Annotated in this window: 26 protein-coding genes; all 26 read right to left on the reverse strand. The window is 38.6% G+C overall.

Going from position 1 to position 23,828, the window contains the following annotated elements; all coding sequences use genetic code 11:
* Positions 1–6 precede the first annotated feature (6 nt).
* Positions 7–477: a YaiI/YqxD family protein gene (locus NST66_RS21975; protein WP_028411643.1), complete on the reverse strand. Its 471-nt coding sequence runs from the start codon at positions 475–477 to the stop codon at positions 7–9.
* 311 nt (positions 478–788) lie between these two features.
* On the reverse strand, positions 789–1,592 hold the full coding sequence (locus NST66_RS21980; protein ID WP_014458195.1) for a pyruvate, water dikinase regulatory protein: 804 nt from the start codon (positions 1,590–1,592) through the stop codon (positions 789–791).
* Between the two features lie 33 nt (positions 1,593–1,625).
* Complete coding sequence (locus tag NST66_RS21985) at positions 1,626–2,264, reverse strand: helix-turn-helix transcriptional regulator (RefSeq protein ID WP_025750542.1); 639 nt, start codon at positions 2,262–2,264, stop codon at positions 1,626–1,628.
* Positions 2,265–2,522: 258 nt separating this feature from the next.
* Positions 2,523–3,287, reverse strand: a complete 765-nt coding sequence (gene recO / locus NST66_RS21990; RefSeq protein WP_033579683.1) for a DNA repair protein RecO — start codon at positions 3,285–3,287, stop codon at positions 2,523–2,525.
* Positions 3,288–3,314: 27 nt separating this feature from the next.
* Positions 3,315–3,458, reverse strand: a complete 144-nt coding sequence (locus NST66_RS21995) for a YqzL family protein (RefSeq protein ID WP_014458193.1) — start codon at positions 3,456–3,458, stop codon at positions 3,315–3,317.
* A gap of 155 nt (positions 3,459–3,613) precedes the next feature.
* Positions 3,614–4,519 carry a GTPase Era gene (gene era / locus NST66_RS22000; protein ID WP_013059225.1) on the reverse strand — a complete coding sequence of 302 codons (906 nt, stop codon included), beginning with the start codon at positions 4,517–4,519 and terminating at the stop codon, positions 3,614–3,616.
* Complete coding sequence (locus NST66_RS22005) at positions 4,512–4,910, reverse strand: cytidine deaminase (protein WP_033579682.1); 399 nt, start codon at positions 4,908–4,910, stop codon at positions 4,512–4,514. Before NST66_RS22005 ends, era begins: the two co-directional genes overlap by 8 nt.
* Before the next feature lie 91 nt (positions 4,911–5,001).
* The gene (locus NST66_RS22010; protein WP_016765589.1) at positions 5,002–5,373 is read right to left on the reverse strand and encodes a diacylglycerol kinase family protein; all 372 of its coding nucleotides are present in this window, start codon (positions 5,371–5,373) and stop codon (positions 5,002–5,004) included.
* Entirely contained in the window at positions 5,357–5,827 is a 471-nt protein-coding gene (ybeY, locus tag NST66_RS22015; protein ID WP_033579681.1) for an rRNA maturation RNase YbeY, read from the reverse strand. The genes NST66_RS22010 and ybeY overlap by 17 nt, the downstream gene beginning before the upstream one ends.
* A complete protein-coding gene (locus tag NST66_RS22020) occupies positions 5,824–7,932 on the reverse strand; it encodes an HD family phosphohydrolase (protein ID WP_340843779.1) in 2,109 nt (702 codons plus the stop codon). The genes ybeY and NST66_RS22020 overlap by 4 nt, the downstream gene beginning before the upstream one ends.
* Positions 7,933–7,994: 62 nt before the next feature.
* On the reverse strand, positions 7,995–8,969 hold the full coding sequence (locus NST66_RS22025; protein WP_033579680.1) for a PhoH family protein: 975 nt from the start codon (positions 8,967–8,969) through the stop codon (positions 7,995–7,997).
* Positions 8,970–8,972: 3 nt separating this feature from the next.
* Positions 8,973–10,160 carry a sporulation protein YqfD gene (yqfD, locus tag NST66_RS22030; protein WP_028411649.1) on the reverse strand — a complete coding sequence of 396 codons (1,188 nt, stop codon included), beginning with the start codon at positions 10,158–10,160 and terminating at the stop codon, positions 8,973–8,975.
* 16 nt (positions 10,161–10,176) lie between these two features.
* A complete protein-coding gene (yqfC, locus tag NST66_RS22035) occupies positions 10,177–10,461 on the reverse strand; it encodes a sporulation protein YqfC (protein ID WP_013059232.1) in 285 nt (94 codons plus the stop codon).
* 59 nt (positions 10,462–10,520) lie between these two features.
* The gene (locus NST66_RS22040) at positions 10,521–10,982 is read right to left on the reverse strand and encodes a hypothetical protein (RefSeq protein ID WP_033579678.1); all 462 of its coding nucleotides are present in this window, start codon (positions 10,980–10,982) and stop codon (positions 10,521–10,523) included.
* 31 nt (positions 10,983–11,013) lie between these two features.
* Positions 11,014–11,997, reverse strand: coding sequence for a flotillin-like protein FloA (gene floA, locus NST66_RS22045; protein WP_028411651.1), 984 nt, complete (start codon positions 11,995–11,997; stop codon positions 11,014–11,016).
* On the reverse strand, positions 11,997–13,328 hold the full coding sequence (locus tag NST66_RS22050) for an NfeD family protein (protein ID WP_033579677.1): 1,332 nt from the start codon (positions 13,326–13,328) through the stop codon (positions 11,997–11,999). The genes floA and NST66_RS22050 overlap by 1 nt, the downstream gene beginning before the upstream one ends.
* A gap of 178 nt (positions 13,329–13,506) precedes the next feature.
* Positions 13,507–13,950, reverse strand: a complete 444-nt coding sequence (locus tag NST66_RS22055) for a GatB/YqeY domain-containing protein (protein ID WP_013059236.1) — start codon at positions 13,948–13,950, stop codon at positions 13,507–13,509.
* A gap of 15 nt (positions 13,951–13,965) precedes the next feature.
* On the reverse strand, positions 13,966–14,139 hold the full coding sequence (gene rpsU, locus NST66_RS22060; protein WP_013059237.1) for a 30S ribosomal protein S21: 174 nt from the start codon (positions 14,137–14,139) through the stop codon (positions 13,966–13,968).
* A 226-nt stretch (positions 14,140–14,365) separates the two neighbouring features.
* Positions 14,366–15,724: a tRNA (N(6)-L-threonylcarbamoyladenosine(37)-C(2))-methylthiotransferase MtaB gene (gene mtaB, locus NST66_RS22065; RefSeq protein WP_025750549.1), complete on the reverse strand. Its 1,359-nt coding sequence runs from the start codon at positions 15,722–15,724 to the stop codon at positions 14,366–14,368.
* 5 nt (positions 15,725–15,729) lie between these two features.
* On the reverse strand, positions 15,730–16,482 hold the full coding sequence (locus NST66_RS22070; RefSeq protein WP_340843694.1) for a 16S rRNA (uracil(1498)-N(3))-methyltransferase: 753 nt from the start codon (positions 16,480–16,482) through the stop codon (positions 15,730–15,732).
* 19 nt (positions 16,483–16,501) lie between these two features.
* Positions 16,502–17,443 carry a 50S ribosomal protein L11 methyltransferase gene (gene prmA, locus NST66_RS22075; RefSeq protein WP_028411654.1) on the reverse strand — a complete coding sequence of 314 codons (942 nt, stop codon included), beginning with the start codon at positions 17,441–17,443 and terminating at the stop codon, positions 16,502–16,504.
* Positions 17,444–17,560: 117 nt separating this feature from the next.
* Positions 17,561–18,691: a molecular chaperone DnaJ gene (gene dnaJ, locus NST66_RS22080; RefSeq protein WP_013059241.1), complete on the reverse strand. Its 1,131-nt coding sequence runs from the start codon at positions 18,689–18,691 to the stop codon at positions 17,561–17,563.
* 235 nt (positions 18,692–18,926) lie between these two features.
* Positions 18,927–20,744: a molecular chaperone DnaK gene (gene dnaK / locus NST66_RS22085; protein ID WP_014458181.1), complete on the reverse strand. Its 1,818-nt coding sequence runs from the start codon at positions 20,742–20,744 to the stop codon at positions 18,927–18,929.
* Between the two features lie 30 nt (positions 20,745–20,774).
* Positions 20,775–21,335 (reverse strand): nucleotide exchange factor GrpE, encoded by a 561-nt coding sequence (grpE, locus tag NST66_RS22090; RefSeq protein WP_028411655.1) that lies wholly within the window; start codon positions 21,333–21,335, stop codon positions 20,775–20,777.
* Positions 21,336–21,440: 105 nt separating this feature from the next.
* Positions 21,441–22,469, reverse strand: coding sequence for a heat-inducible transcriptional repressor HrcA (gene hrcA / locus NST66_RS22095; RefSeq protein WP_013059244.1), 1,029 nt, complete (start codon positions 22,467–22,469; stop codon positions 21,441–21,443).
* Between the two features lie 91 nt (positions 22,470–22,560).
* Entirely contained in the window at positions 22,561–23,700 is a 1,140-nt protein-coding gene (hemW, locus tag NST66_RS22100; protein WP_047749825.1) for a radical SAM family heme chaperone HemW, read from the reverse strand.
* Positions 23,701–23,828 lie beyond the last annotated feature (128 nt).

Genomic DNA, 23,828 nt, shown 5'->3' on the forward strand with positions numbered 1-23,828 from the left:
TAAGTGCTAAATTCCTGCAAGTTTCGACAACATTTTTTCAAAAGCTTGAATGAAATGCTGGCGATCTTCTTCACTAAATGCCTTTGGGCCTTTAGTATGACGCCCTGACCGTCGCTCTTTTGCAGAAACATAGCGAAAGAAAAGCACCGTATTCATTTCGTCGTCATTATAGTACTTTCCACGAGGAGACAGTGCGTAAACCCCTCGACTTACTAACATGCTTGCTAAGCCAGTATCTTGAGTTACGACAATATCCTGCTTGGCTGCGTGATTTAAAATATATAAATCTGCGGCTTCCTTTTCTGCATCTACATAGACCCATTTTCCTGGTGTAGGATTTGTTTGCATGTGAGCATAGGAAGCAACAAACACAAGCTCGATGTCATATGTATGTGTAAGTTCAACGATTTCTGCTTTAACAGGGCATGCATCAGCATCGACAAAAACTTTACTTTTTCTTTTGCTATAACTCTGTATTCTACATCCCTCCAGAGATTCCTTCTAACAATTTGTTATTTCCTGTAGATGGCATTTGTCGAATACTTTTTTGGATTTTGACTTGACTTTTATATAAATAGTTTATTCGTTCTTAACAAAGTCTAAACCTAAAACTATTCTTTTTTATCACAATTTTTTATTATAATATAAACAACCTATATTTTCTATACCAAAGTCACTTGTTTTTAAAAGTTCTGTCATATTCATCTTTGGTATATTTTCTTAGGCTTACAGCATACAAACATAAGAAAGCAATCTCCTTTCTGTCACGCACAGAGGAGATTCATCGTTTATTTCTTTTTGATGGTATTGAGAATGATACCAGCTGTTTCTTCTACGGCTCTGTTGGATACATCAACCACTTCACAGCCAATCTTATCTACAATTCCTTGGAAGAATTCAAGTTCTTCTTTAATACGGCCAATATTAGCATAAATTGCTTTATCGTTTAGCCCAAGAGACTTTAAACGCTCTTTACGAATATCGTTTAATTTTTCAGGACTGATAGTAAGCCCTATACACTTCTCAGGTGATACGTGAAACAGCTCTTCTGGCGGATCTACCTCAGGTACAATCGGAACGTTGGCTACTTTCAAACGCTTGTGTGCTAAAAACTGAGAAAGAGGTGTTTTAGATGTTCTTGATACACCGATTAATACGATATCCGCTCTAAGAATGCCTCTTGGATCACGCCCATCATCATATTTCACTGCAAATTCAATCGCTTCTACTTTCTTAAAATAATCTTCGTCTAACTTTCTAGCCATTCCAGGCTCATAGCGAGGAGAAAGTTGATAAGAAGATTGAATTTTATCAATTAAAGGTCCAATAATATCAAATACCTCTACCCCGTTTTTGGACGCTTCTTGAATTAAAAATTCTCTCATTTCGGGCTTTACTAGCGTAAAGCCAATAATAGCGTTGTTCAACTTCGCTACTGAAACCACTTCTGAAAGTGTTGCGATGTCCTCTACGTAAGGTACTCTTTTAATTACAAAGTCCGTCATATTGAACTGACTTGATGCAGCCTTTACAACTAGTTCAGCTGTCTCACCTACAGAATCCGAAATGACATAAAGACATGGGTTGTTCATATTTTGTGCATCCCCTTTTTAATCCTTTTTCACTTATAATACTTCATCATTTGCTAGTGCTACTAGTAATTTTGTAATATTTGTTTTGGTAATGCGTCCCACCACTTCAAAATTGCCGTCTCCCTCTTTAATAACGGGCATAGCATCAATCTGTTTTTCAATTAAGATCTTAGCAATATCAATTAACAAATCTTCGCGATAACAATATGTAATGTTGGGCATTCTTGTCATGATAATATGAACAGGAATAGATGTGAGCTCTTGCTTTCCGATACTGGCGCGCAATAAATCTTTACGCGACAGTACTCCCACTAGCTGTGATTTCTCATCCACTACAAAAAGGGTCCCCACGTCTTCTAGAAACATTGTACAAATAGCATCATATACCGACACATTTTCGTTCACGACTACAGGGATAGACTGATATTCTTGCACCTGTATTTTTTTTATTTTATCTGTAAGAAGCTGTGCTCCTGTTTTACCTGTGTAAAAGTAACCTACGCGCGGTCGCGCTTCTAGATAACCAGCCATTGTTAAAATAGCCAAGTCCGGTCTTAGCGTGGCCCGCGTAAGGCTAAGCTGATCTGCAATATGCTCGCCTGTAATAGGGCCTTCGTCTTTGACAATTTGTAAAATTTGTTCTTGTCGTTTGTTCAGTTCGATTGTACTCACCACCTAATCATTAAATGTGACATACTATTTATAAAACATTATATACTTTTTAAGCAAAAGTAAAAGCTATAACTTATTAATTTTAGCATTTTATCTTTTTAGAATGCCGTTTATTTTACCATGGCTTCTCAAAAAAAGCAGACATTACGCTTACAATAAGCGAAACTATCCCTTCGCTCCACAGTAAAAAGGGTGTCCTCTACACACTACGAGGCACCCTAGCGACAGCAATTCCTTGCATATCACTGATTATCTTTTCTATTTCTTATCAGAGAGCGATTGTTTTAAAGACTCCATCTGATTCAAAAACCGCTTTGTTTTTAAAAACAATCCTGAATATTCTTCATAATATTGATCAATTACAAACTTTAATTGTTTTTTTGTTTCGGGTTTAACAGAAATAGAACCTAACCGCTTTAAATCAATGTAATAAAATAGCCTTAATAGTTTAACCGTCATCGGACTAATTTTCAAATGATAAGGATCTTTTTCTAAGCATCGATGACAAATAAACCCGCCTTCTCGAATGGAAAAATGAAATGTTCCTTCACCTTGATGGCAGACTGCACATTCATTTAATGTAGGATGAAGACCTAGAACGTTTAACATTTTCATTTCATAAATAAATGTTAAGATCTCTGCATCATACTCTTCGTTCATATAATGAATGGTTTGGTGCAGCAGTTCAAATAGAAATGGATTTGGTTTATTGTTCTCAGTAGCTTTATCTGTTAATTCAAGAATATAAGAAGCATACGCTGTTGTGAAGATATCTTCGCGTATGCTTCTCATAGATGAGATAACTTCTCCTTGATGGAGAGTACCCATTCCTGAACCTGCTTGTATAAAAAAGTATCCATACGTAAATAATTGTGTGACGGAAGCTAAGCGACTACTGGGCTTTTTTGCCCCTCTTGCCATAAGACCCACTTTTCCGAGTTCACGTGAATAAATGGTGACAATTTTATTTGATTCACCGTAATCATTCGTTCGAATGACAATTCCTTCGCACTTTTTAAACAATCATCATCACCGCCATCTTACAGAAGGCTAAGACAAGGGAGAATTGAGACTTTCGCTGTTGTCCTCATATGTTTCGGGTCTTTCTTTCACTTCATTTTCAAGTTCCTTAAAAATGAGATAAGTATCAATGCTACCTGTTTGTGAAAAAATGTTCCAAGTAAAATTCAACATAGAACTCCCACCTTTCTAACCATAAAGATCAGATACATATTTCAATTCCTTATGTTTAGAATAGCCTTCCGACGTAAAATCATGTAACACAATTTTTTACAAATTACCTTCTTTTATGAAGGGGTATAAATCGACGCCAACAAGAACTCAAATGATTAATATTCGTCTTCTCTAAATCCAAAGTCACGGAGATGCGACGCTCGGTTTCGCCAATCTTTTTGCACTTTTACCCATAGTTCTAAAAATACTTTTGAACCTAAAAGAGCTTCAATGTCTGCTCTTGCTTTTCTTCCTACCTCTTTTAACATCTTTCCTTGCTTTCCAATTACGATGCCTTTTTGTGAATCTCTTTCGACGATAATTGTAGCGCCGACGTAAACAGCGCCATTATCTCGTCTTTGCATAGAATCCATTACAACGGCAATAGAATGAGGTATTTCTTCCCTCGTTGCATGCAGTACTTTTTCACGAATTAATTCCGTAATAATAAAGCGCTCTGGGTGATCTGTTACCTGATCTGCCGGGTAATACTGCGGACCTTCCGGCAATCGCTGCTTGATTTGATCAAGCAAGCGCTCCACGTTATTTCCTTGTAAAGCTGAAATTGGCACAATTTCAGCGAAAGGATATAAGTCTTTATAATTCGTGATAATTGAAAACAATTCGTCTGGATGAATTTCATCAATTTTATTAATCACAAGGAAAACAGGCGTTTTTGTATCTTTTAAACGCTCGATAATAAATTCATCGCCTCGACCTAAACCCTCTGTTGCGTTAATCATAAATAAAATTAAATCTACTTCTTTAAGCGTATTTTGCGCTACCTTCATCATAAAGTCGCCTAATTTATGCTTTGGTTTGTGAATTCCTGGTGTATCAATAAACACAATTTGCGCCTGATCTTCCGTGTACACACCCTGAATTTTATTTCTAGTTGTTTGCGGTTTGTCACTCATAATCGCAATCTTTTGACCGATTACTCGGTTCAAAAAAGTTGATTTCCCTACGTTTGGTCTTCCAATAATTGAAACAAAACCTGACTTAAATTCATTATTACTCATGTAAATCCTCCGATGAAAATGCTCCTGGAAGTAATTCTTCCACAGTTAGTTCTTGTATGTTATTTTTTAAATTGGTTAATATAACTTTCATTTCTTTTGGACAAAGCTCAGAGATTACTTGTCTGCATGCTCCACACGGAGAAACAGGACGATCAGTATCAGCTACTACAGCAAGTGCTGCATACTCTTTATCTCCTTCTGAATAGGCTTTAAATAAAGCCGTACGCTCAGCACAATTGCACATGCTATAAGCCGCATTTTCAATATTGCAGCCGCGATAAACCTTTCCATCTTTCGTCAATAAAGCTGCACCAACTTTAAATTTTGAATACGGTACATAAGCCATTTCACGAGCTTTTTTCGCCTCATCAATCAGTCCGGTCTTATCCATTTATTCGCTCTCCTTTTGCGCTTCTACATGTCTTTTAACTTGTCCTTTTTTATTATACCACGGGGGTGTAAAGAACCAAAAAGAATCCTTTTTAAAACAAATACTTTAAGAAAATAATTCCTCCTATAAGGACAGCAAAACACGCATAGACCAACACCGCTGCTGCGGCTGCATCTTTTGCGTGTTTTGCTAGTATGTGATATTCAGGAGAAACTAAATCGACAACTTTTTCCACCGCTGTATTCATTAACTCTAAGCTGAACATGCCTGCAATGAGAAGCAGCACAACCGTCCATTCACCAGCTGTAATTGACAGCACGGCTCCTAAGAGAAGGACGATGAAAGAAGCTGCTACGTGAATTTGCATATTTCTCTGTGTTTTACAAACATAGAGAAACCCCTCTATTGCATAACCAAAGCTACTGACAACTTTAGCTATCCCTTTTTTATCGCGAGAGTCCATATTGTTCTAAAATATCTTTTTGACGTGTAAACATCTCTTTTTCATCTTCTGATGTTTCATGGTCATACCCAAGCAAGTGCAAGAAACCGTGAACCGTTAAGAATCCTAGCTCCCTCATAAACGAGTGATTGTATTCTTCTGCTTGCTCATGAGCTTTTGGAATCGAAATGACAATATCCCCCAGGACTCTTGGCATCTCATCTCCGATAATTTGCATTTCATCTTCGCCCATTTCTTCTAGCGCAAACGATATTACATCCGTTGGCTGATTTTTATGGCGGTATTGATGATTGATTTCTTGAATTCGATCATTATCCACAAATGTAACGGATACTTCTGCATCCTCTTGAAGATTTTCATATATAGCAGCGGCTTCAAGCAGCTTCTCAAGCTCTTTTTGCTGCTGTTCACTCACTTCGTTTGTTTCATCAATAAAATCAATAACTAAACTCATACCTTCACCTTCTCTTTTTTTATCTCTGGATATTCGATTCGGGAATGAAAAATCCCATTTAGCGTTTCACATAGTGCTTGGCGAATTAACTCTAATTCTTTGAGCGTTACGTTACACTCGCTAAGCTGCTCATCCTGCAGGCGATCTTTAATAATATTTCGCACCAAGTTTTCAATCTTTTCCGGAGTCGGATTGGACATTGACCTTACGGCTGCTTCTACACTATCAGCTATGCAAATAACCGCTGCTTCTTTCGACTGAGGCTTTGGTCCAGGATAGCGATATTCTTTTTCATCAAGTTTTTCTTCTGTTTGTTCAAGTGCCTTATGATAGAAAAACTTAAGCAGGGTCGTTCCGTGATGCTGCTCTGCAATATCTACAATCTCTTTTGGAAACTTGTGATTTCGCAAAATGGTCGCTCCATCTGTAGCATGTGCGATTATAATATTTTTACTAGTCTTCGGACTTAGTTTATCATGCGGATTGGTAATATTCATTTGATTTTCAATAAAATACTGCGGTCGCTTCGTTTTACCAATATCGTGGTAATAAGCCCCCACTCTCGCTAATAAACCGTTAGCTCCTATCGTTTCGCACGCCGCTTCAGATAAGTTTGCCACCATTACACTGTGATGATACGTTCCCGGTGTTTCGGTTAAGATTTTACGTAATAGCGGATGATTAGGACTCGATAATTCAATCAGCTTCATCGTAGATAAAATGCCAAATCCACTTTCAAAAAACGGAAGCAAACCTATAGTTAAAACGGAAGCAATAACACCAGATGCAATTGACATCATACTGTAATAGCCAAGCTCTACAGTGCCAATTTGGCCATTTTTAATAAAAATAATAGCAAAGCTGATAATTACGTTTACCATAGCCACAAATAGACCTGCCTGCAAAATCCGTGAACGCCTGTGCTGCCTGCTTAAAAATAAAATAGCAGCAATATTGCTAATTAAAAAGTAGATCCCGATGTTCATATTAAACGAGGTTGTCAATTCACCATTAAAAATAATGCTTCCACAAATAGCAAATACAATGCTTGATAAAATAGCAATGCGTTCATCCATTAAAATTCGAATCAGCAAACCTCCCACTGCAACAGGAGCTAAGAAACCTATTTCCGATAAATCAATTTGCTGAAACACGCTTAAGATTTTCATGAGGCCAATCGTAATGGTTGCTACCAATACATACAACAACAAGGGCTGATATGTCTTGGTGTGAAATTCACGCAAATAGTAAATGAGGCCCGCTATCATCATCACAATCAGCAAAGCTAATCCCGCAAAAGGCTGAATAGATCCTTTATTATTCAACAATCCCGCGAGCTGGAGCTGACGATATATATCAGGATTAATAAGCTGATTTTCTTCTACAATAATCTGACCTTGTTTAATTCGAACAGGCTCCACTTTTTCCACAGCTGCTTGACGGTTTTCAGCTGTTTTTTGGGGATCATAAATCACATTTGGAATGATAGCGAATTTAGCAATTGCATTCATTGAATTCTTTAGAGAGTTGCTGACATTGGTGTAAACAAGCTGACCTTCTACCTGGTCTTTTTTCTCTTCTACATCGCTAATCTTCACTTGATCTTTCATCACATGATGAACGGCTGTAACTACAGCGTCTTTCGCAATCGATAAATCACTGTTAGAAGACTGAAGCAGCTGCTTGATGGTATCCTTTGGCAAGTTTTTTTGAATGTCTTCAGGAAGCTTGTCCTCTAACATTTTTTGTTTGGTTTTTAATACGGCATCGATACTGTCATCTTCATGATCTTCTTTTTCATATTCTGTATTAACTTCCATCATCGCATCAAAAATAGATGCAACAAGATCGACTTGGTTCTGTGCGTATTCTGTTTTTTGTGTATACACATCTTCAACGGCTTGTTCTGCCTCTGCCCGTTTTTTCTCTGTGCTCTCTTTATCTTCAATGGTAACGGGTGAGTAAATGGTTTGCGGGGAAATAGACAATAGTCTGAGATCTAATTCCTGCGGCTTTACATTGCTATACATAGACGCAAACATCATTATACCTAACAAGGCATATAACCCAATTTGAATTAACCGTAATCGCTCGATCTGTGCCATTGTTTGCTTGATTATCCGAAACGTTGACACAAACGTACCCCCTTTACAAAAAATAGACCCTATTAAGAAAGGGTCTTTTGGTCAGCTTGTTCGTACGCTTGAATGATGCGTCCCACAAGTGGATGGCGCACAACATCTGACTGTTCTAGATGAACAAACGAAATACCTTTAACATTGGTCAGGATTTTCGAGACAGCCGCTAGACCAGACTGAGCTCCTTTTGGTAAATCAATTTGTGAAATATCTCCTGTAATCACCATTTTAGACCCAAATCCTAGTCGTGTTAAAAACATCTTCATTTGCGCCATCGTGGTGTTTTGTGCTTCGTCTAAGATAACAAACGCATCATCTAGTGTACGACCTCGCATGTAAGCAAGGGGTGCTATTTCAATAACTCCGCGTTCGATTAGGCGTTGCGTATGTTCTGTTCCTAATACATCATGTAATGCATCGTACAGAGGCCGCAAGTACGGATCTACTTTTTCTTTCAAATCTCCTGGCAAGAAGCCAAGACTTTCACCTGCTTCAACAGCAGGACGTGTTAAAATAATACGCTGTACGTGACCATTTTTAAGAGCATTAACGGCCATGACAACGGCTAAATACGTTTTACCGGTACCAGCAGGCCCAATTCCAAATACCAAATCATTTTTCTTAATAGCAGAAATGTAGTGACTTTGTCCTAATGTCTTAACACGAATAGTCTTACCTTTTACGTTTTTACCAATCTCTTCTTCATATACATCTTCAAAAAACTCGAGAGAATTTTTCTTAGCTAATTGAATCGCATACACAACATCTCGTTCAGATATGGAAATATTTTTGCGGATAATGTTCAGTAACTTTTTAAGCATTTCTTCCACTAGCTGAACATTTTCTGTACTTCCGGAGACTACAACAGTCTCACCTCTTGAAATGATCGAGACCTGCATTTCTTCTTCAATTCGCTTTAAATTCGCATCTTGTACGCCAAATAATGAAATGGCTTCGTTTGAATCATCAAGTTGTACGTTAATTGTTACTAGCTGTTCTGACATTCATCAATCTCCTTGAATAATTGGTTGAGTGTTCGCAATATTTTCTATAACTTGGTAATGTATTGATAATCTAACTTTACCATTGTCCTGTTCTTGGTGCAAAACTTTTTCACCTTTTATTTTAGCATCCTCACCTAAAGTTGATAGTAATTTTTTTCGACCGATTTCCAAAGCTTTTTCCACCGCCTCTTGTTTAGAATAGACACGCTGCGAATTCTGTTCTTCTCGTACAGCAACTTTCTCATACGACAGAGGTAATTTCCATTTAAAAAAATAGAGTGGATGCTCCACTTTTTCTGTCACCTTTGAGCCGTATTTCTCTTTGTTAAAAGCCCAAAGAGGCATTTTAAAAGCTTGAAAATCTAAATAGTGCTTCGTATATCCATTACCCGTTAATACTTGAAAATCAGTTTTTAAAGGCACTTCCACCTCAGACTTATACCATGTTTCACCGTAGACTTTTCCTTTAGCAGCTACTACTTTTTTATTTTTTTCGTTTCCAATAATACCGGAAACTAAGACCTCGCCTTCGTTGACAAAATCATTAACCTTGACTAAAGGTTGTCCTTTTTCGACAAACAAATTCGTAATAATAGCTTTCTTTTTAGCAATTAAATGTTGGTAAGGTGTTTTTTGCTGAGGCTTGGGCTCATTTTTTTCAACCACTTGGAAGTGATAAGAAGTGCCGCGCACTTCTACTCCCACCCAGGTAATATTGTTCATATTATCCGTTAAATAGCGCTGAATTTTTTCAGGACTCTCTAACAGAAATTGAAACTCTCCTCTTTTTACACCTATTTTGGCCAGCTGCTTCGTCATTTGATGTTCTGTTTGTGGTTCTGCACCGCTAATTTCCACTTTCCACACCATGTTGGAAAGCAAACCAAGAATAATAAAAAAAGAAAGAAAACCTAAAGCAAATCCACTATTTTTAATCACTCGTTTTGTTAAAAAAGGAAAACCTCGGCCTCTTATAAAATAAATTTTACAGTCTGCGTTGCGAATTAGTATACGAATTTTCTTTACATCTTTCAATAATATCGTTGCTGTCGCTAGCTGACCGTCAACTTTATGGACATTCGAAATCATAATCTGTTGTCTCACACAATTATTTAAAAAACGTTCAATTCCTTTTCCAACAATTCGAATACGTACGGTACCAATAACAAAGTTTGTCCATCCATTCTTCATTTTTTTCCTCCTTGTGTTATTGTTCTAAATAAAGAACTTGATTGATTTTACCTTCTAAAACCAGTTCTTCTGGCAGTATTACTTTAATGACCAGTCCTTCACCTCGAATTAACATTTGTCCCTGTTTTAGTAACACGCGTATTTCAGTATCAGAAAAGGCTAATAAACCTTTATGATTTTCAATATAAATGTGTATTTGTCCAACTAACGTAATACGGGGAAGATCCATTAATACATCAGCGGGTAGTTCCATTGTTTTTGTCATCCATCTTTTCATTTGGTGTCTCCACTTTTTGCTCATAAAAAGAACCCCCTTTCATCTCATGTTTATGAGAAAGGGGGTTAATGTATCACATCTATTTATCGTTTATATTTACGTTGTTTCGATTTTGGCGGCCCTAGAATTTCGGACCATATCACTCCTTGAACAGCTTCTTTACGAGAAATGGGCTTAAAAACGTTTTTCTCATCAGTTATTTTTGGTTTTTCAACTGCGATTTTCTTTTGAATAGAAGGTTCATGATACGAACGGTTTTTTAGCTCTTCCAGTTTTTCTTGCAAAGGATTTGTTTCCGCTGAAGGAACAGTTTCTGGCTCCATACGAGCTGTTTTTGGCTCTTCTTTGACAGGGCGATATCTAGGTCTTTCCCGCCTTGAAGGATTGTTTACAGGAGGCATAGGAGCTCTTTTAGAACGCTGCTGTTCTTCCTCTTTTGACTGAGCCATAAAACGCTGCACAACGTTAAAAATAATCCCTCCAATGATGACAAAAATGAAAGCATTATTAATAATTAGTTTAATAAGCGTTTCAACGATATTCATTAGGAGAAAACCTCCTTGTTAAACTGATTCATTATTTCTCATCGTCTTCTTTAGACATTTTTCCAATTGAATCACGCATATCCGTATCAGCAGTCAAGTTTTGAATATTCATATAATCCATGACGCCAATATTGCCAGAGCGCAGTGCTTCTGCCATCGCTAATGGTACTTCTGCTTCTGCTTCTACTACTTTTGCACGCATTTCTTCTACTTTTGCACGCATTTCTTGTTCTTGAGCAACGGCCATAGCACGACGTTCTTCGGCTTTTGCTTGGGCAATATTTTTATCTGCTTCTGCTTGATCTGTTTGAAGAACTGCCCCAATATTTTTACCAATGTCGATATCAGCAATATCAATGGATAAGATTTCAAACGCTGTTCCGGAATCCAACCCTTTTCCTAAAACCGTTTGAGAGATCATATCAGGGTTTTCCAATACTTTTTTGTGATCTTTTTGTGAACCGATTGTAGAAACAATCCCCTCGCCAACACGGGCAATAATCGTTTCTTCTCCAGCTCCCCCTACTAGTCGATCAATGTTTGCACGAACGGTAATTCGGGCTTTTGCTTTGACTTCGATTCCATCCATAGCCACCCCTGCAATAAAAGGTGTTTCAATAACTTTTGGATTAACGCTCATTTGTACAGCTTCTAGCACATCACGGCCCGCTAAGTCGATAGCTGCTCCGCGCTCAAATGTTAACTCAATATTTGCTCGGTGCGCTGCAATCAACGCATTTACCACGCGGTCCACGTTACCGCCTGCTAAATAGTGGCTTTCTAATTGATTAATGGTAATACCTAAACCGGCTTTACTTGCTTTAATTAACGGGTTCACAACGCGAGATGGTATCACTCGACGAAGTCTCATTCCGACCAGTGTGAAAATACTAATACGAACGCCTGCTGCTAATGCTGAGATCCATAACATAATCGGTACAAAAGTGAAAAAAACAGCTAAAGCAATAATTGCTAGGCCAATAACTACAAAAAACAATACGCTACCTGCTTCCATTAATTAAGGTCCTCCTTTTTCAAAGGTTCTGTGAGCTTCCGCACCACAACCCTTGATCCCTCTACTTTTATAATATTTACTAACACATCTTTGTCTAAATATCCGCCTTCAGTGACTACATCCACATACTCTTCATCGATGAGCACGGTGCCTGAAGGACGCAGCGGTGTTGTTGTTTTACCTTGTTTTCCTATTAATTCATACCGATTTTGATTCGATACATAACCAGATTCGGTATTAAGTGAATCATTAAGCACCATTTTTTTGAAAGGTGTAAGCTTTCTTTTAAAAAATTTCATCATCACAAACGCACCTCCCAGTGCCACCACTATTGCAATTACAAGAGAAATTCCCATTTCGACATTATTATCTGTTGACATAAAAAAACTTAAAATGATAGCTCCAAGCCCTAGCAGCCCTAAAACGCCGCCTGGCACTACAATCTCTAATAGAAGCAGTATAATTCCTGCTATAAATAAAACGAGGGCTTCCATTCCTGCTAATCCTGCTACCATATGACCATAGAAAAATAAAAGAAGTGAAGCTACTCCAATGGAGCCCGCAATACCAAATGAAGGCGTAAACAATTCAATTACAATTCCTAAAGCACCAATAGATAATAAAATGGGAACAACAAGCGGATGGGTAAGAAAACGAGCAATTTGTTCACTTACACTCATTTTTGCATACGTCAGTTTAGCATCTTCATAGCCAAGCACGCTCAGGAGATTATCTAAATTTTTTACAGTTCCTTCTGAATAACCAACTTGCTCGGCTTGCTTCGGAGTTAGCGTCAACAATTCGTTCCCTTTTAAGTTGAGCTCAGGTATGACCATCTTTGTGTTTGCCATCGCTTCTGCATATTTAGGGTTTCGGTTATTTTGTTCTGCTGCGCTCTTCATAGCCGATAACCAGTAGGACTGAGCTTTTTTTCCTGCTGCATTTCCCTGTTGGTCAATCACAGCTGCCGATCCCATTGTAGAACCGGGTGTCATATAAATTTGATCGGCGTTAAGTGCAATATACGCTCCGGCCGATAATGCTTTTTTGTCGACAAAAGCAGCGGTAGGAATAGGTGTTGAGGTTAAGCTTTTAGCTATTTCAGAAGCTGCATCTACAGCTCCTCCAGGAGTATCTATGTCCAATATAATCAAATCTGCACCGTCATTTTCCGCATCTTCAATGGATCTGTTTAAAAAAGAAAGCAGTCCATTTTCTACCGTTTTATTGACAGGAATAATGTGTACACGCTTCACATCAGCGGTGCTAATAGTGGGGAATAACCCAGTGGCTAAAATAAGAAAGCACACGAAAGAAAATAAGGTTTTCACCGAATACACTTCCCTCCTTCCATAGATAGTATGAGTATGTATCTGTATATACGAATAACTTTAACAATAGTTTCAAATTTTTTAAAATTTATCTATTTTATTCTTTGCACTAGAGAAACAAAACATACGTTCGGATATTATCTATATAAAAAACACCTTACACAAGGTAAGGTGTTTTTTATGATAAGTGTTGAAGGACAAGCTTATTAACAAGAGAGCCATCCGCTTTGCCTTTTACTTTCGGCATAAGCGCTCCCATAACTTTCCCCATATCAGCTTTAGAGGAAGACTGCGTTTCTTCAATCGTCGTTTTAATAATTTCAGATAACTCTTCTTCAGTTAGCTGTTTAGGAGCGTAAACTTCTAAAACCGCTAATTCAGAATGAATTTTATCAACAAGATCTTGACGACCTGCTTTCTCAAATTCATGGAGGGAGTCTTTACGTTGTTTGAATTCGCGAGAAATAACCGTCAACTCGTCTGCTTCAGTTAGGTCAGTGCCTAACTTAATGGCTTCGTTTTGAAGAGATGCTTTGACCATACGAATGACCCCAAGCTTCTCTTTCTCTTTGTTTTTCATCGCTTGTTTCATATCACTATTTAAACGCTCGAGAAGACTCATAAATCCACCCTCTTATTAGAACTTGCGTTTTCTAGCAGCTTCAGATTTCTTCTTACGCTTTACGCTAGGCTTTTCATAGAATTCGCGCTTTCTTGCTTCTTGTAACGTACCAGTTTTTGAAACTGAACGTTTGAAGCGACGAAGAGCATCTTCAAGCGATTCGTTTTTACGAACAACTGTTCTTGACATTCTAATTCCCTCCCTCCGAACAAAACCACTAACATCATAATGAAATGACATGTTAGACATGTCTTTTGCAATTATAATATAATGATTCCTTAAGGTCAACCGCTTTACATAAAGTAATGCAGTTATTCCTCCTTTATTTTATGAACTTTCTTGATAAAACATTACTCGCTCAGCTGTTTTATACGTATGAAAAAAGCTGCGCAAACACGCAGCTTTCCAATAAGTGTTATGAGCTCATTTTCACCTGATCTTGAAGATGAACCTCATCTAGCACGCGAACAAACTCACCTTCATTATAAGGATATCCAGCTTTTGAAATTTTCACTTTTACAAGCTTTCCAACCATTTCTTCAGACGCTTTAAACACAACCTTTAAGTAGTTATCAGTATATCCTACATATAAACCACTTTCAGGATCTTCTTTATATTTTTCTTCCGGAATTACTTCCAGTACTTCTCCTTCAAACGTTGAAGCATATTCTTTTGCCAATTGGTTTGAAAGTTCGATTAAACGGTGCACACGTTGATTTTTTACTTCTTCATCAATCTGGTCGGTCATACGAGCTGCTGGCGTACCTGTACGTTTAGAATACGGGAATACGTGAAGCTCTGAAAAACCGTGCTCTTTAATAAAGTTATACGTCTCCATAAACTCTTCTTCTGTCTCACCTGGGAACCCGACAATCACATCTGATGTAATCGCTAATCCAGGAAGAGCTTCTTTCAGACGGTTTAAGCGCTCGCCAAAGAACTCCATTGTATACTTACGACGCATGCGCTTCAATACCGTATTTGAACCTGATTGAAGAGGGATATGCAAATGACGTACAACCATTTCTGACTGATCTAGTACCTCTATCACTTCGTCCGTAATTTGACTTGCTTCAATTGACGAAATACGAATGCGTTTTAATCCTTTTACTTGAGACTCTAAATCACGAAGAAGCTGGGCAAGATTGTAATCTTTCATGTCTTCTCCGTATCCGCCAGTGTGAATACCTGTTAACACGATTTCTTTATAGCCTGCATCCACTAGCTGCTGTGCTTGTGCTACTACTTCTTTAGGATCACGAGATCGCATTAAACCGCGTGCCCATGGAATAATACAGAATGTACAGAAGTTGTTACAGCCTTCTTGAATTTTTAACGAAGCACGCGTACGGTCTGTAAATGCCGGTACATCTAGCTCTTCATATACGCGTGTTTTCATAATGTTTCCTACACCGTTAATCGGCTGACGCTCTTTTTTAAATTGTTCAATATAATCAAGCATCTTAACACGATCTTGTGTACCTACTACGATATCAACACCAGGAATGGCCATAATTTCAGCTGGCGAAGTTTGAGCATAACATCCAGTTACACAAATAACCGCATCTGGATTTTTTCGCACAGCTCTGCGAATAACTTGACGGCTCTTTTTATCTCCTGTATTTGTTACCGTACATGTATTAATTACATATACATCGGCAGTTTGTTCATATTCAACACGCTCATAGCCTTGGCCTTTGAACAATTGCCAAATTGCTTCTGTTTCATAGTGATTTACTTTACACCCTAGCGTGTGAAAAGCAACTGTTGACATAATCGTCACCTCATTAACTCAGTTTGATAAGATATAGCAGACAGCGCATATAATGGAGCTGTTTCTGCTCGTAAAATCCGCGGACCAAATCCGCTTATTGTAAATTCATTTTCTTCTAATACTTCTACTTCCTGCTCGGTCAAACCACCCTCGGGGCCTACAACCACAAGCACGGAATTGCCGGGTTTTAAAGCTGAAAGAACAGCATGCAGATGAGATGTTTCTCCTTGCTTTGCTCTTTCTTCATAGGCTACAACTTTATGAGTATAGTCACCGCTAATTTCTACTAGTTTCTTAAAAGAAATTGGGGCTTCTACTGCTGGTACAATCGTACGATGAGATTGTTCTGCAGCCTCTTTAGCAATCTTGTTCCAGCGATCTACTTTTTTTTGACTCTTTTTATCATCCCATTTAACAACTGAACGAGCCGCAATAAAAGGGATAAACCTATACGCTCCAAGTTCTGTCCCTTTTTGGATAATAAGCTCGAGCTTATCCCCTTTAGGCAGACCGTTCACAATTGTAACATGGACTGGAAGCTCTTTTTCTTCGCTTATCCATTCTATAATAGATGCTTTCACTTCGTTAGCGGAAATATTTTCAATTTCACACAAAGCAGCTTGCCCCTGTGCATTACAGGCAATAAACTGTGATCCTTCATTCATTCTCATGACGCGTGAGATATGATGGGCATCATCTTGTATCACTGTGACACTTTGCTCTTGAAATTGATCATTTGGCAGAAAATAACGTTGCATCTTGACACCTTCTCACTTGTTAAGCTTGTTTTTGCGCAATAATTGCTACCCAGTCTTCCATAAGCGTTACTTCTTGAATAACAAAGCCCGCTCCCGTTAACGCTTTTTTGACATCTTCTTTTTTCGCACTAATAATACCTGATGTAATGAACATGCCTCCTGGCTTTAATACCTTTGCAGCATCGTCTACAAAACGAACGATTACCTCAGCTAGAATATTCGCCACAACAATGTCAACCGGCCCTTCTATGCCTTGCAATAAGTTGTTTTGACCTACTGTTACGATATTTCCAACTTGATTCAGTTCAATATTTTCGCGGGCAGAACGTACGGCTACTTCATCAAGATCTAGAGCTTGTACATTACTTGCTCCTAACAGGGCTGCGCCAATACTTAGCACTCCTGAGCCTGTACCCACGTCAATAACGGTATCTCCTGCTTTCACTGTTCTTTCCAATGCTTGAAGAGACATAACCGTCGTTGGATGCGTACCTGTACCAAAAGCCATTCCGGGATCAAGCTCGATAATCAATTCATCTGTGCTTACTTTTTCATAGTTTTCCCAAGTTGGTACAATCGTAAAACGCTCTGAAATTTTCACAGGGTGGTAATATTTTTTCCAAGCAGTGGCCCACTCTTCCTCGTTCACTTCACTGATCGTAACTTTGTTAGCTCCCAAATCAAAGTCGTAAACAAGCAGTCCATTAATTTCTTTTTTGATACCATCCACAGTTTCTGCTAAAAAGCTGTTAACTGGAAGGTATGCTTTAATCACTACACCTTCCTCTGGGTAGTCTTCTACGTTTAAATCATAGATTTCACCAAAAGTTGTATCTCTGTCCTTCACTAAATCAGCAGGATCTTCAATGACTACCCCGCTAGCTCCTGATTCATGTAAAATATGAGAGATGGGTTCAATTGCTTCTTGCGCTGTATGAATACAAATTTCAGACCATTTCATTGCTACCAACTTCATCCTTTCTGCCTTCAGTAATATAGGATTTTAAATATGAACATGACAGATGACAGGTTGGCAAAGTACCTTTACCAACCTGTCTCTGTTTATTATGAAAGACAATTATTCTCCTTTAATTGCTCGTTTTACTTTTGCAAAAAAGGAATCATGCTGCTCATCAACGGCTTCTTGACCGCTCAGTTCAGCGAACTCACGCAATAATTGTTTTTGTTTTTCTGATATTTTTGTTGGCGTTACAACGCGAACGTGAATATGCTGATCTCCTTGACCATACCCTCGTACGTTTGCCACACCTTTTCCTTTTAAACGGAATTTCGTCCCCGTTTGTGTACCAGCAGGAATCTTAAGCTTCACCTTGCCGTGTAGAGTTGGTACTTCTACTTCATCACCTAGTGCTGCCTGAGCAAACGTTAAAGGCATTTCGCAGTAGATATCGTCTCCATCACGTTCAAAGAATTCATGAGTGCGCACGTGGAACACTACGTATAAATCTCCCGGAGGACCACCATTTACCCCTGGTTCTCCTTGAGCACTAACGCGCAGCTGTTGACCATCATCTACACCAGCTGGAATTTTAACATTAATTTTACGTCGTTTTGTTACTTTACCGTCACCGTGGCACGTTGCACATTTGTCTTTAATGATTTTCCCCGTACCATTACAATGATGACACGCACGTCGATTTACCACGCGACCAAACGGCGTGTTTTGTTCAACGTTTAACTGACCTGAACCATTACAGTGCGAACATGTATCAACTTTTGTTCCAGGTTTTGCACCTGAACCGTGACATGTTTCACACGTTTCTTCACGTGGAATTTCAATTGTTGTTTCTTTTCCGAAAACAGCTTCTTCAAAAGAAAGTGTCATCGTGTATTGTAAATCGGCACCTTGTCTCGGAGCATTAGGGTCACGTCTGCGACCACCACCACCAAAGATCGAGCTGAAAATATCTTCAAAGCCGAAGCCGCCAAAGTCTGAGCCGCCTCCACCAAAGCCGCCAAAGCCTTGATTTGGATCAGTATGACCAAATTGATCGTATTGTGCTTTTTTTTGGTCATCACTCAATACTTCATATGCTTCTTTTACTTCTTTAAATTTGTCAGCAGCATCTTCCGCTTTATTAATATCTGGATGATATTGTTTAGAAAGCTTGCGGTATGCTTTTTTTATTTCATCTTTTGTAGCGCTCTTACTGATACCGAGTACTTCATAGTAATCTCGCTTACTCATCAATACTCACTCCCGAATCGTTTCACATAAACGTAATTGTATCATTATTAATAATTCCATAGCAACATAAAAGTTACTTTCTATTGCTCACGTGCACGCAGAGAGCCAAGAGAAAAACTTCCCCTTTCGCTTTTCCACGTTAAAAAAGTCAAAGCCAAGAAATAAGCTTGACTTTGACTTTTTAAAAAGATGTGAATCGCACCATGGCGTCATTCACGTTAGTCGTCAAGATGCATTATTTTTTGTCGTCGTTTACTTCTTCAAACTCTGCATCTACAACATCATCATTTTGAGCGCCTTGTTCACCTGCTTGCTGAGCTTGTTGAGCTTGCTCATACAATTTTACAGTTAACGCTTGAACGATTTCTTGAAGTTCATCTTTTTTCGCTTTGATTTCTTCAAGGTCATTCTTTTCAATCGCAGCTTTTAAAGCATCTTTTGCTTCGTTAGCTTTTGTTACTTCAGCTTCTTCTACTTTTCCTTCAAGATCTTTTAATGTTTTTTCAGTTGTAAACACTAGTTGATCTGCTTCGTTGCGTAGTTCCACTTCTTCTTTACGTTGCTTATCAGCATCTGCGTTTTCTTCCGCCTCTTTTACCATGCGTTCGATTTCGTCATCTGATAAACCAGTTGAAGATTTAATTGTAATCGCCTGCTCTTTGTTTGTACCTAAATCTTTTGCACGAACGTTTACGATACCGTTCTTATCAATATCGAATGATACTTCGATTTGAGGTACTCCGCGTGGTGCAGGAGGAATGTCTGTTAATTGGAAACGTCCTAGCGTTTTATTGTCTGCAGACATTGGACGCTCACCTTGAAGAACGTGAATATCTACAGCCGTTTGGCTATCTGCAGCCGTTGAGAATACTTGTGATTTACTTGTTGGAATTGTCGTATTACGCTCAATTAGCTTTGTAAATACGCCACCCATTGTTTCGATACCTAGTGATAAAGGCGTTACGTCTAGTAATACAACGTCTTTTACATCACCAGTTAATACGCCACCTTGAATTGCTGCACCAAGTGCAACTACTTCATCAGGGTTTACACCTTTATGAGGATCTTGACCAGTTTCTTTTTTGATTGCATCTTGTACCGCTGGGATACGAGTTGAACCACCAACTAAGATTACTTTATCAAGTTCGCTTGCAGAAAGACCTGCATCTTTTAAAGCTTGACGCACAGGGGCCATTGTACGTTCAACAAGACCTGCTGATAACTCGTCAAATTTAGCACGTGATAAAGATACTTCTAAGTGAAGAGGACCAGCTTCTCCAGCAGTGATAAATGGTAAAGAAATTTGTGTAGATGTTACGCCTGATAAATCTTTTTTCGCTTTTTCAGCCGCATCTTTTAAACGTTGAAGCGCCATTTTATCTTTGCTTAAATCAACGCCGTTTTCTTTTTTGAATTCAGCTACTAAATAGTCGATGATTACTTGGTCAAAGTCGTCACCACCAAGGCGATTGTCACCTGCAGTTGCGCGAACTTCAAACACGCCGTCGCCAAGTTCTAGAATAGATACGTCAAACGTACCGCCACCAAGGTCATAAACTAAAACTGTTTGATCTTCATCTGTTTTTTCTAATCCGTATGCAAGCGCTGCTGCAGTAGGCTCGTTAATAATACGCTCTACTTCTAAACCAGCAATTTTACCAGCATCTTTTGTTGCTTGACGCTCAGCATCATTAAAGTAAGCAGGAACTGTGATAACAGCTTTTGTTACAGGCTCACCTAAATACTCTTCAGCATAACCTTTTAAATGTTGAAGAATGATAGCTGACATTTCTTGAGGCGTGTATTGCTTGCCTTCAGCTTCCACCTTATGGTCTGTACCCATATGACGTTTAACTGAAATAATTGTGTTAGGGTTTGTGATAGCTTGACGTTTCGCTACTTCCCCAACTTGACGCTCACCGTTTTTGAATGCCACAACTGATGGCGTTGTACGGTTTCCTTCTGGGTTTGGAATTACTTTTGGTTCGCCGCCTTCTAATACAGCGACACAAGAGTTAGTTGTACCTAAATCGATACCAATGATCTTACTCATTGACAATGACCTCCTTCATAATATGTAGTGTTATTGATTCACTTTAACCATCGCAGGGCGGATGATTTTATCTTTTAATTTGTAACCTTTTTGAAGCTCTTCTACTACCGTGTTCGGTTCGTATTCATCGTCTTCTACTTGCATCACTGCTTGATGCTCGTATGGATCAAATGTTTTCCCAACTGACTCAATTGCTTCAACACCTTCTTTTTGAAGTGCCTCCACCAATTGACGGTATACCATTTCTACACCTTGTAGCACAGATTTAGTTTGTTCGTCCGCTGTGTTAACTTGTAATGCACGTTCAAAGTTATCAAGTGCTGGTAAAATATCCGCAACCAATGATTGAGCACGGTATTTTTGAGCAGCTTCTGCATCGAGACGTGAACGACGACGGAAATTATCGAAATCAGCTTGTAGACGTAAGTAGCGATTCTCTTCTTCTTCAAGCTGTTGCTTTAATTGATCATTTTCTTGTTGAAGAGGGTTTACTTCCTCAGACGCTTCAGCTTCAGTTGCTTCAGCAGCTTCTGTTTGAACTTCTTCAACCACTTCTTCGTTTTGTTCTTCTACTTGCTTTTCGTTTGACAATTCATTCACCTCCCTTAAATGTTTACACACATTTTCACATTTTAAACAACGATTTTTATTTTATCACAGGGAAAGGATGGAAGTAATATATTCCACCCGATTCCTTTATTCTTTATACAAGTTTGTTAACACTTGAGACATATCTGATGATAGCAGTGTAAGCAAACTAATCACACGCGCATATTCCATGCGGGTCGGTCCCAGTATAGCAATTGTGCCGAGCTGTTCGTGACCAAAAGAATAACTAGCTGTAATTAAGCTGCAGCCTACCATTTCATTCAACTTATTTTCATGACCAATTTTCACGTGTATGCCAGCCTCATTTGGGCTTAGCAGCTTATAAAACTGCTGTTCATGTTCAATAATGTTGAACAGCCCGCGAATTTTATTAAGATCATGAAATTCCGGCTGAGCAAACATATTCGTTTTGCCGCCAACTACTAATTTGCCATTCATGTTGAGCTTTAATGCATCATTGAGTATATCCATCGTCTGCTCATACCCTTGAATGTGGCTTTTTAAGAGCGTCGCTACTTCTTTGTACATTTTATCATGTAAATCAGTAATGCGAACGCCGATGAGCTTTTCGTTCAAAATGTTAACCATCTTTTCAATATCGGAAGGTTGAATACTGCTCGGTAACGTAATCGTCCGACTTTCAACGTGTCCTGTATCAGTCACAATAATGGCAACAGCTGACTGAGCCGTTAAAGGTAAAATCTGCAGCTGTTTTAACTTATGGCTGACCGCTTTTGGCCCTAGCACAATGGACGTTAAACTCGTTAAATCAGATAAAATTTGCGCTGATTTTTGAACGAGCTGCTCCAGTTCTACAATGCGCTCAGCAAATACCGAACGTACTGTAGAAACATCGCTTGCTTTCAAGTGCTGCGGGGACACTAGGTGATCAACATAATAACGATAGCCTTTCTCAGACGGAACGCGCCCTGAAGAAGTATGAGTTTTTTCAATAAATCCAAGTTCTTCTAGGTCTGACATCTCATTACGAATCGTAGCCGAACTAAAATTAAACTCTTCTTTCTTAGATAATGTTCGAGAGCCTACCGGCTGCGCAGATCGAATGAAATCATCAATAATGACTTGTAAAATTAATAACTGTCGATCAGTAAGCACGCTTCATCACCTCTGTTAGCACTCTAAAACTCTGAGTGCTAAATCTAATAATAAATTACCAAATCACTATAGCGATGTCAACGATTTGGTATTAGATTATCCCAATAAAGGCTTGAAAAACTTCATTCCCCAAAAATCGACCATTGTGTGTTAAAAAGACGGAGCTATTGTCTTCACCCAAAAGTCCTTTCTCTTTGTATTCTTGAATAGGTTCTCCAAATACATCTTTTAATTCTCGATTGAATTTTTGCTTAAACTCCTCTTTTGAGACTCCTTTCGTTTTACGAAGACCCAAAAACATTTCTTCTTCCATTTTTTCAGCCTCGGTCACGCTCACTTCATTAAGATATGCATTTCCTTTTTGCTCGACTGAATCAATGTACTTTTTTAATGGTCCAATATTTGCTCGTCTTATTCCGTCAATATAGCTATGTGCGCCTGCACCAATTCCGTAATAATCGTCGTTGTTCCAATATGTTAGATTATGAATACTCTCGTAGCCTGACTTTGCGAAATTACTGATTTCATATTGATGAAAACCTTGTTTGTCCATTTCTTTCATAAGCAGCTCATACATAGCTGCTTCTTCTTCTTGAGCAGGCAGCGGCAGCTTCCCTTTATTCATTAAATTATAAAATACCGTTTTAGGTTCAATAATTAACGAATAGGCAGACATATGCTCTACCTCTAATGAAAAAGCGGTTTGAAGCGTAGAAGAAAAATCAGCTACCGTTTGTTCCGGCAAGCTATAAATTAAGTCTAAGCTTATATTCGACATTCCAATCTTTCTCGCTTGCTCAATACAATCAAATACCTGCCTATTTGAATGCACACGTCCAATTTTCTCCAATAACCTTTCATTAAACGTTTGTACACCAATACTTAAACGATTCACGCCATAGTCATGGAGAAGCTGAAGCTTTTCTTTTGTCAATTCATTCGGATTCGCTTCAAATGTAAACTCACCTTTCTCATCATAAGGAAGATACATACGAATGGATTCTAAAAAATACTCCAGCTGCTGTTCATCTAAGGCTGTGGGCGTTCCACCCCCAACGAATATCGTGTTCAAATTGGTCGTTGGATAACGTTCGACTGTTTGTTTCATTTCTTCTCGCATGCTTTCCAAATACGGCATAACGGGCTGATTTTTGAAAAACACTTTATTAAAGTCACAATAGTGACAAATATGATGACAAAACGGGATATGCAGATATGCTGCCTTCACCATGGACTTTCACCTCAATCACATTTATAAATGATAAAAATACCGCAGAGTCTCTCTGCGGTATTTTTATCTATGTTCGTTCACACTTATTTACAGCGCTCAAAACTCTTTACCATCGTATCAGATTCGCT

This window comes from Priestia sp. FSL W8-0524 (assembly GCF_038005965.1).
Taxonomy (GTDB): Bacteria; Bacillota; Bacilli; order Bacillales; family Bacillaceae_H; genus Priestia; species Priestia zanthoxyli.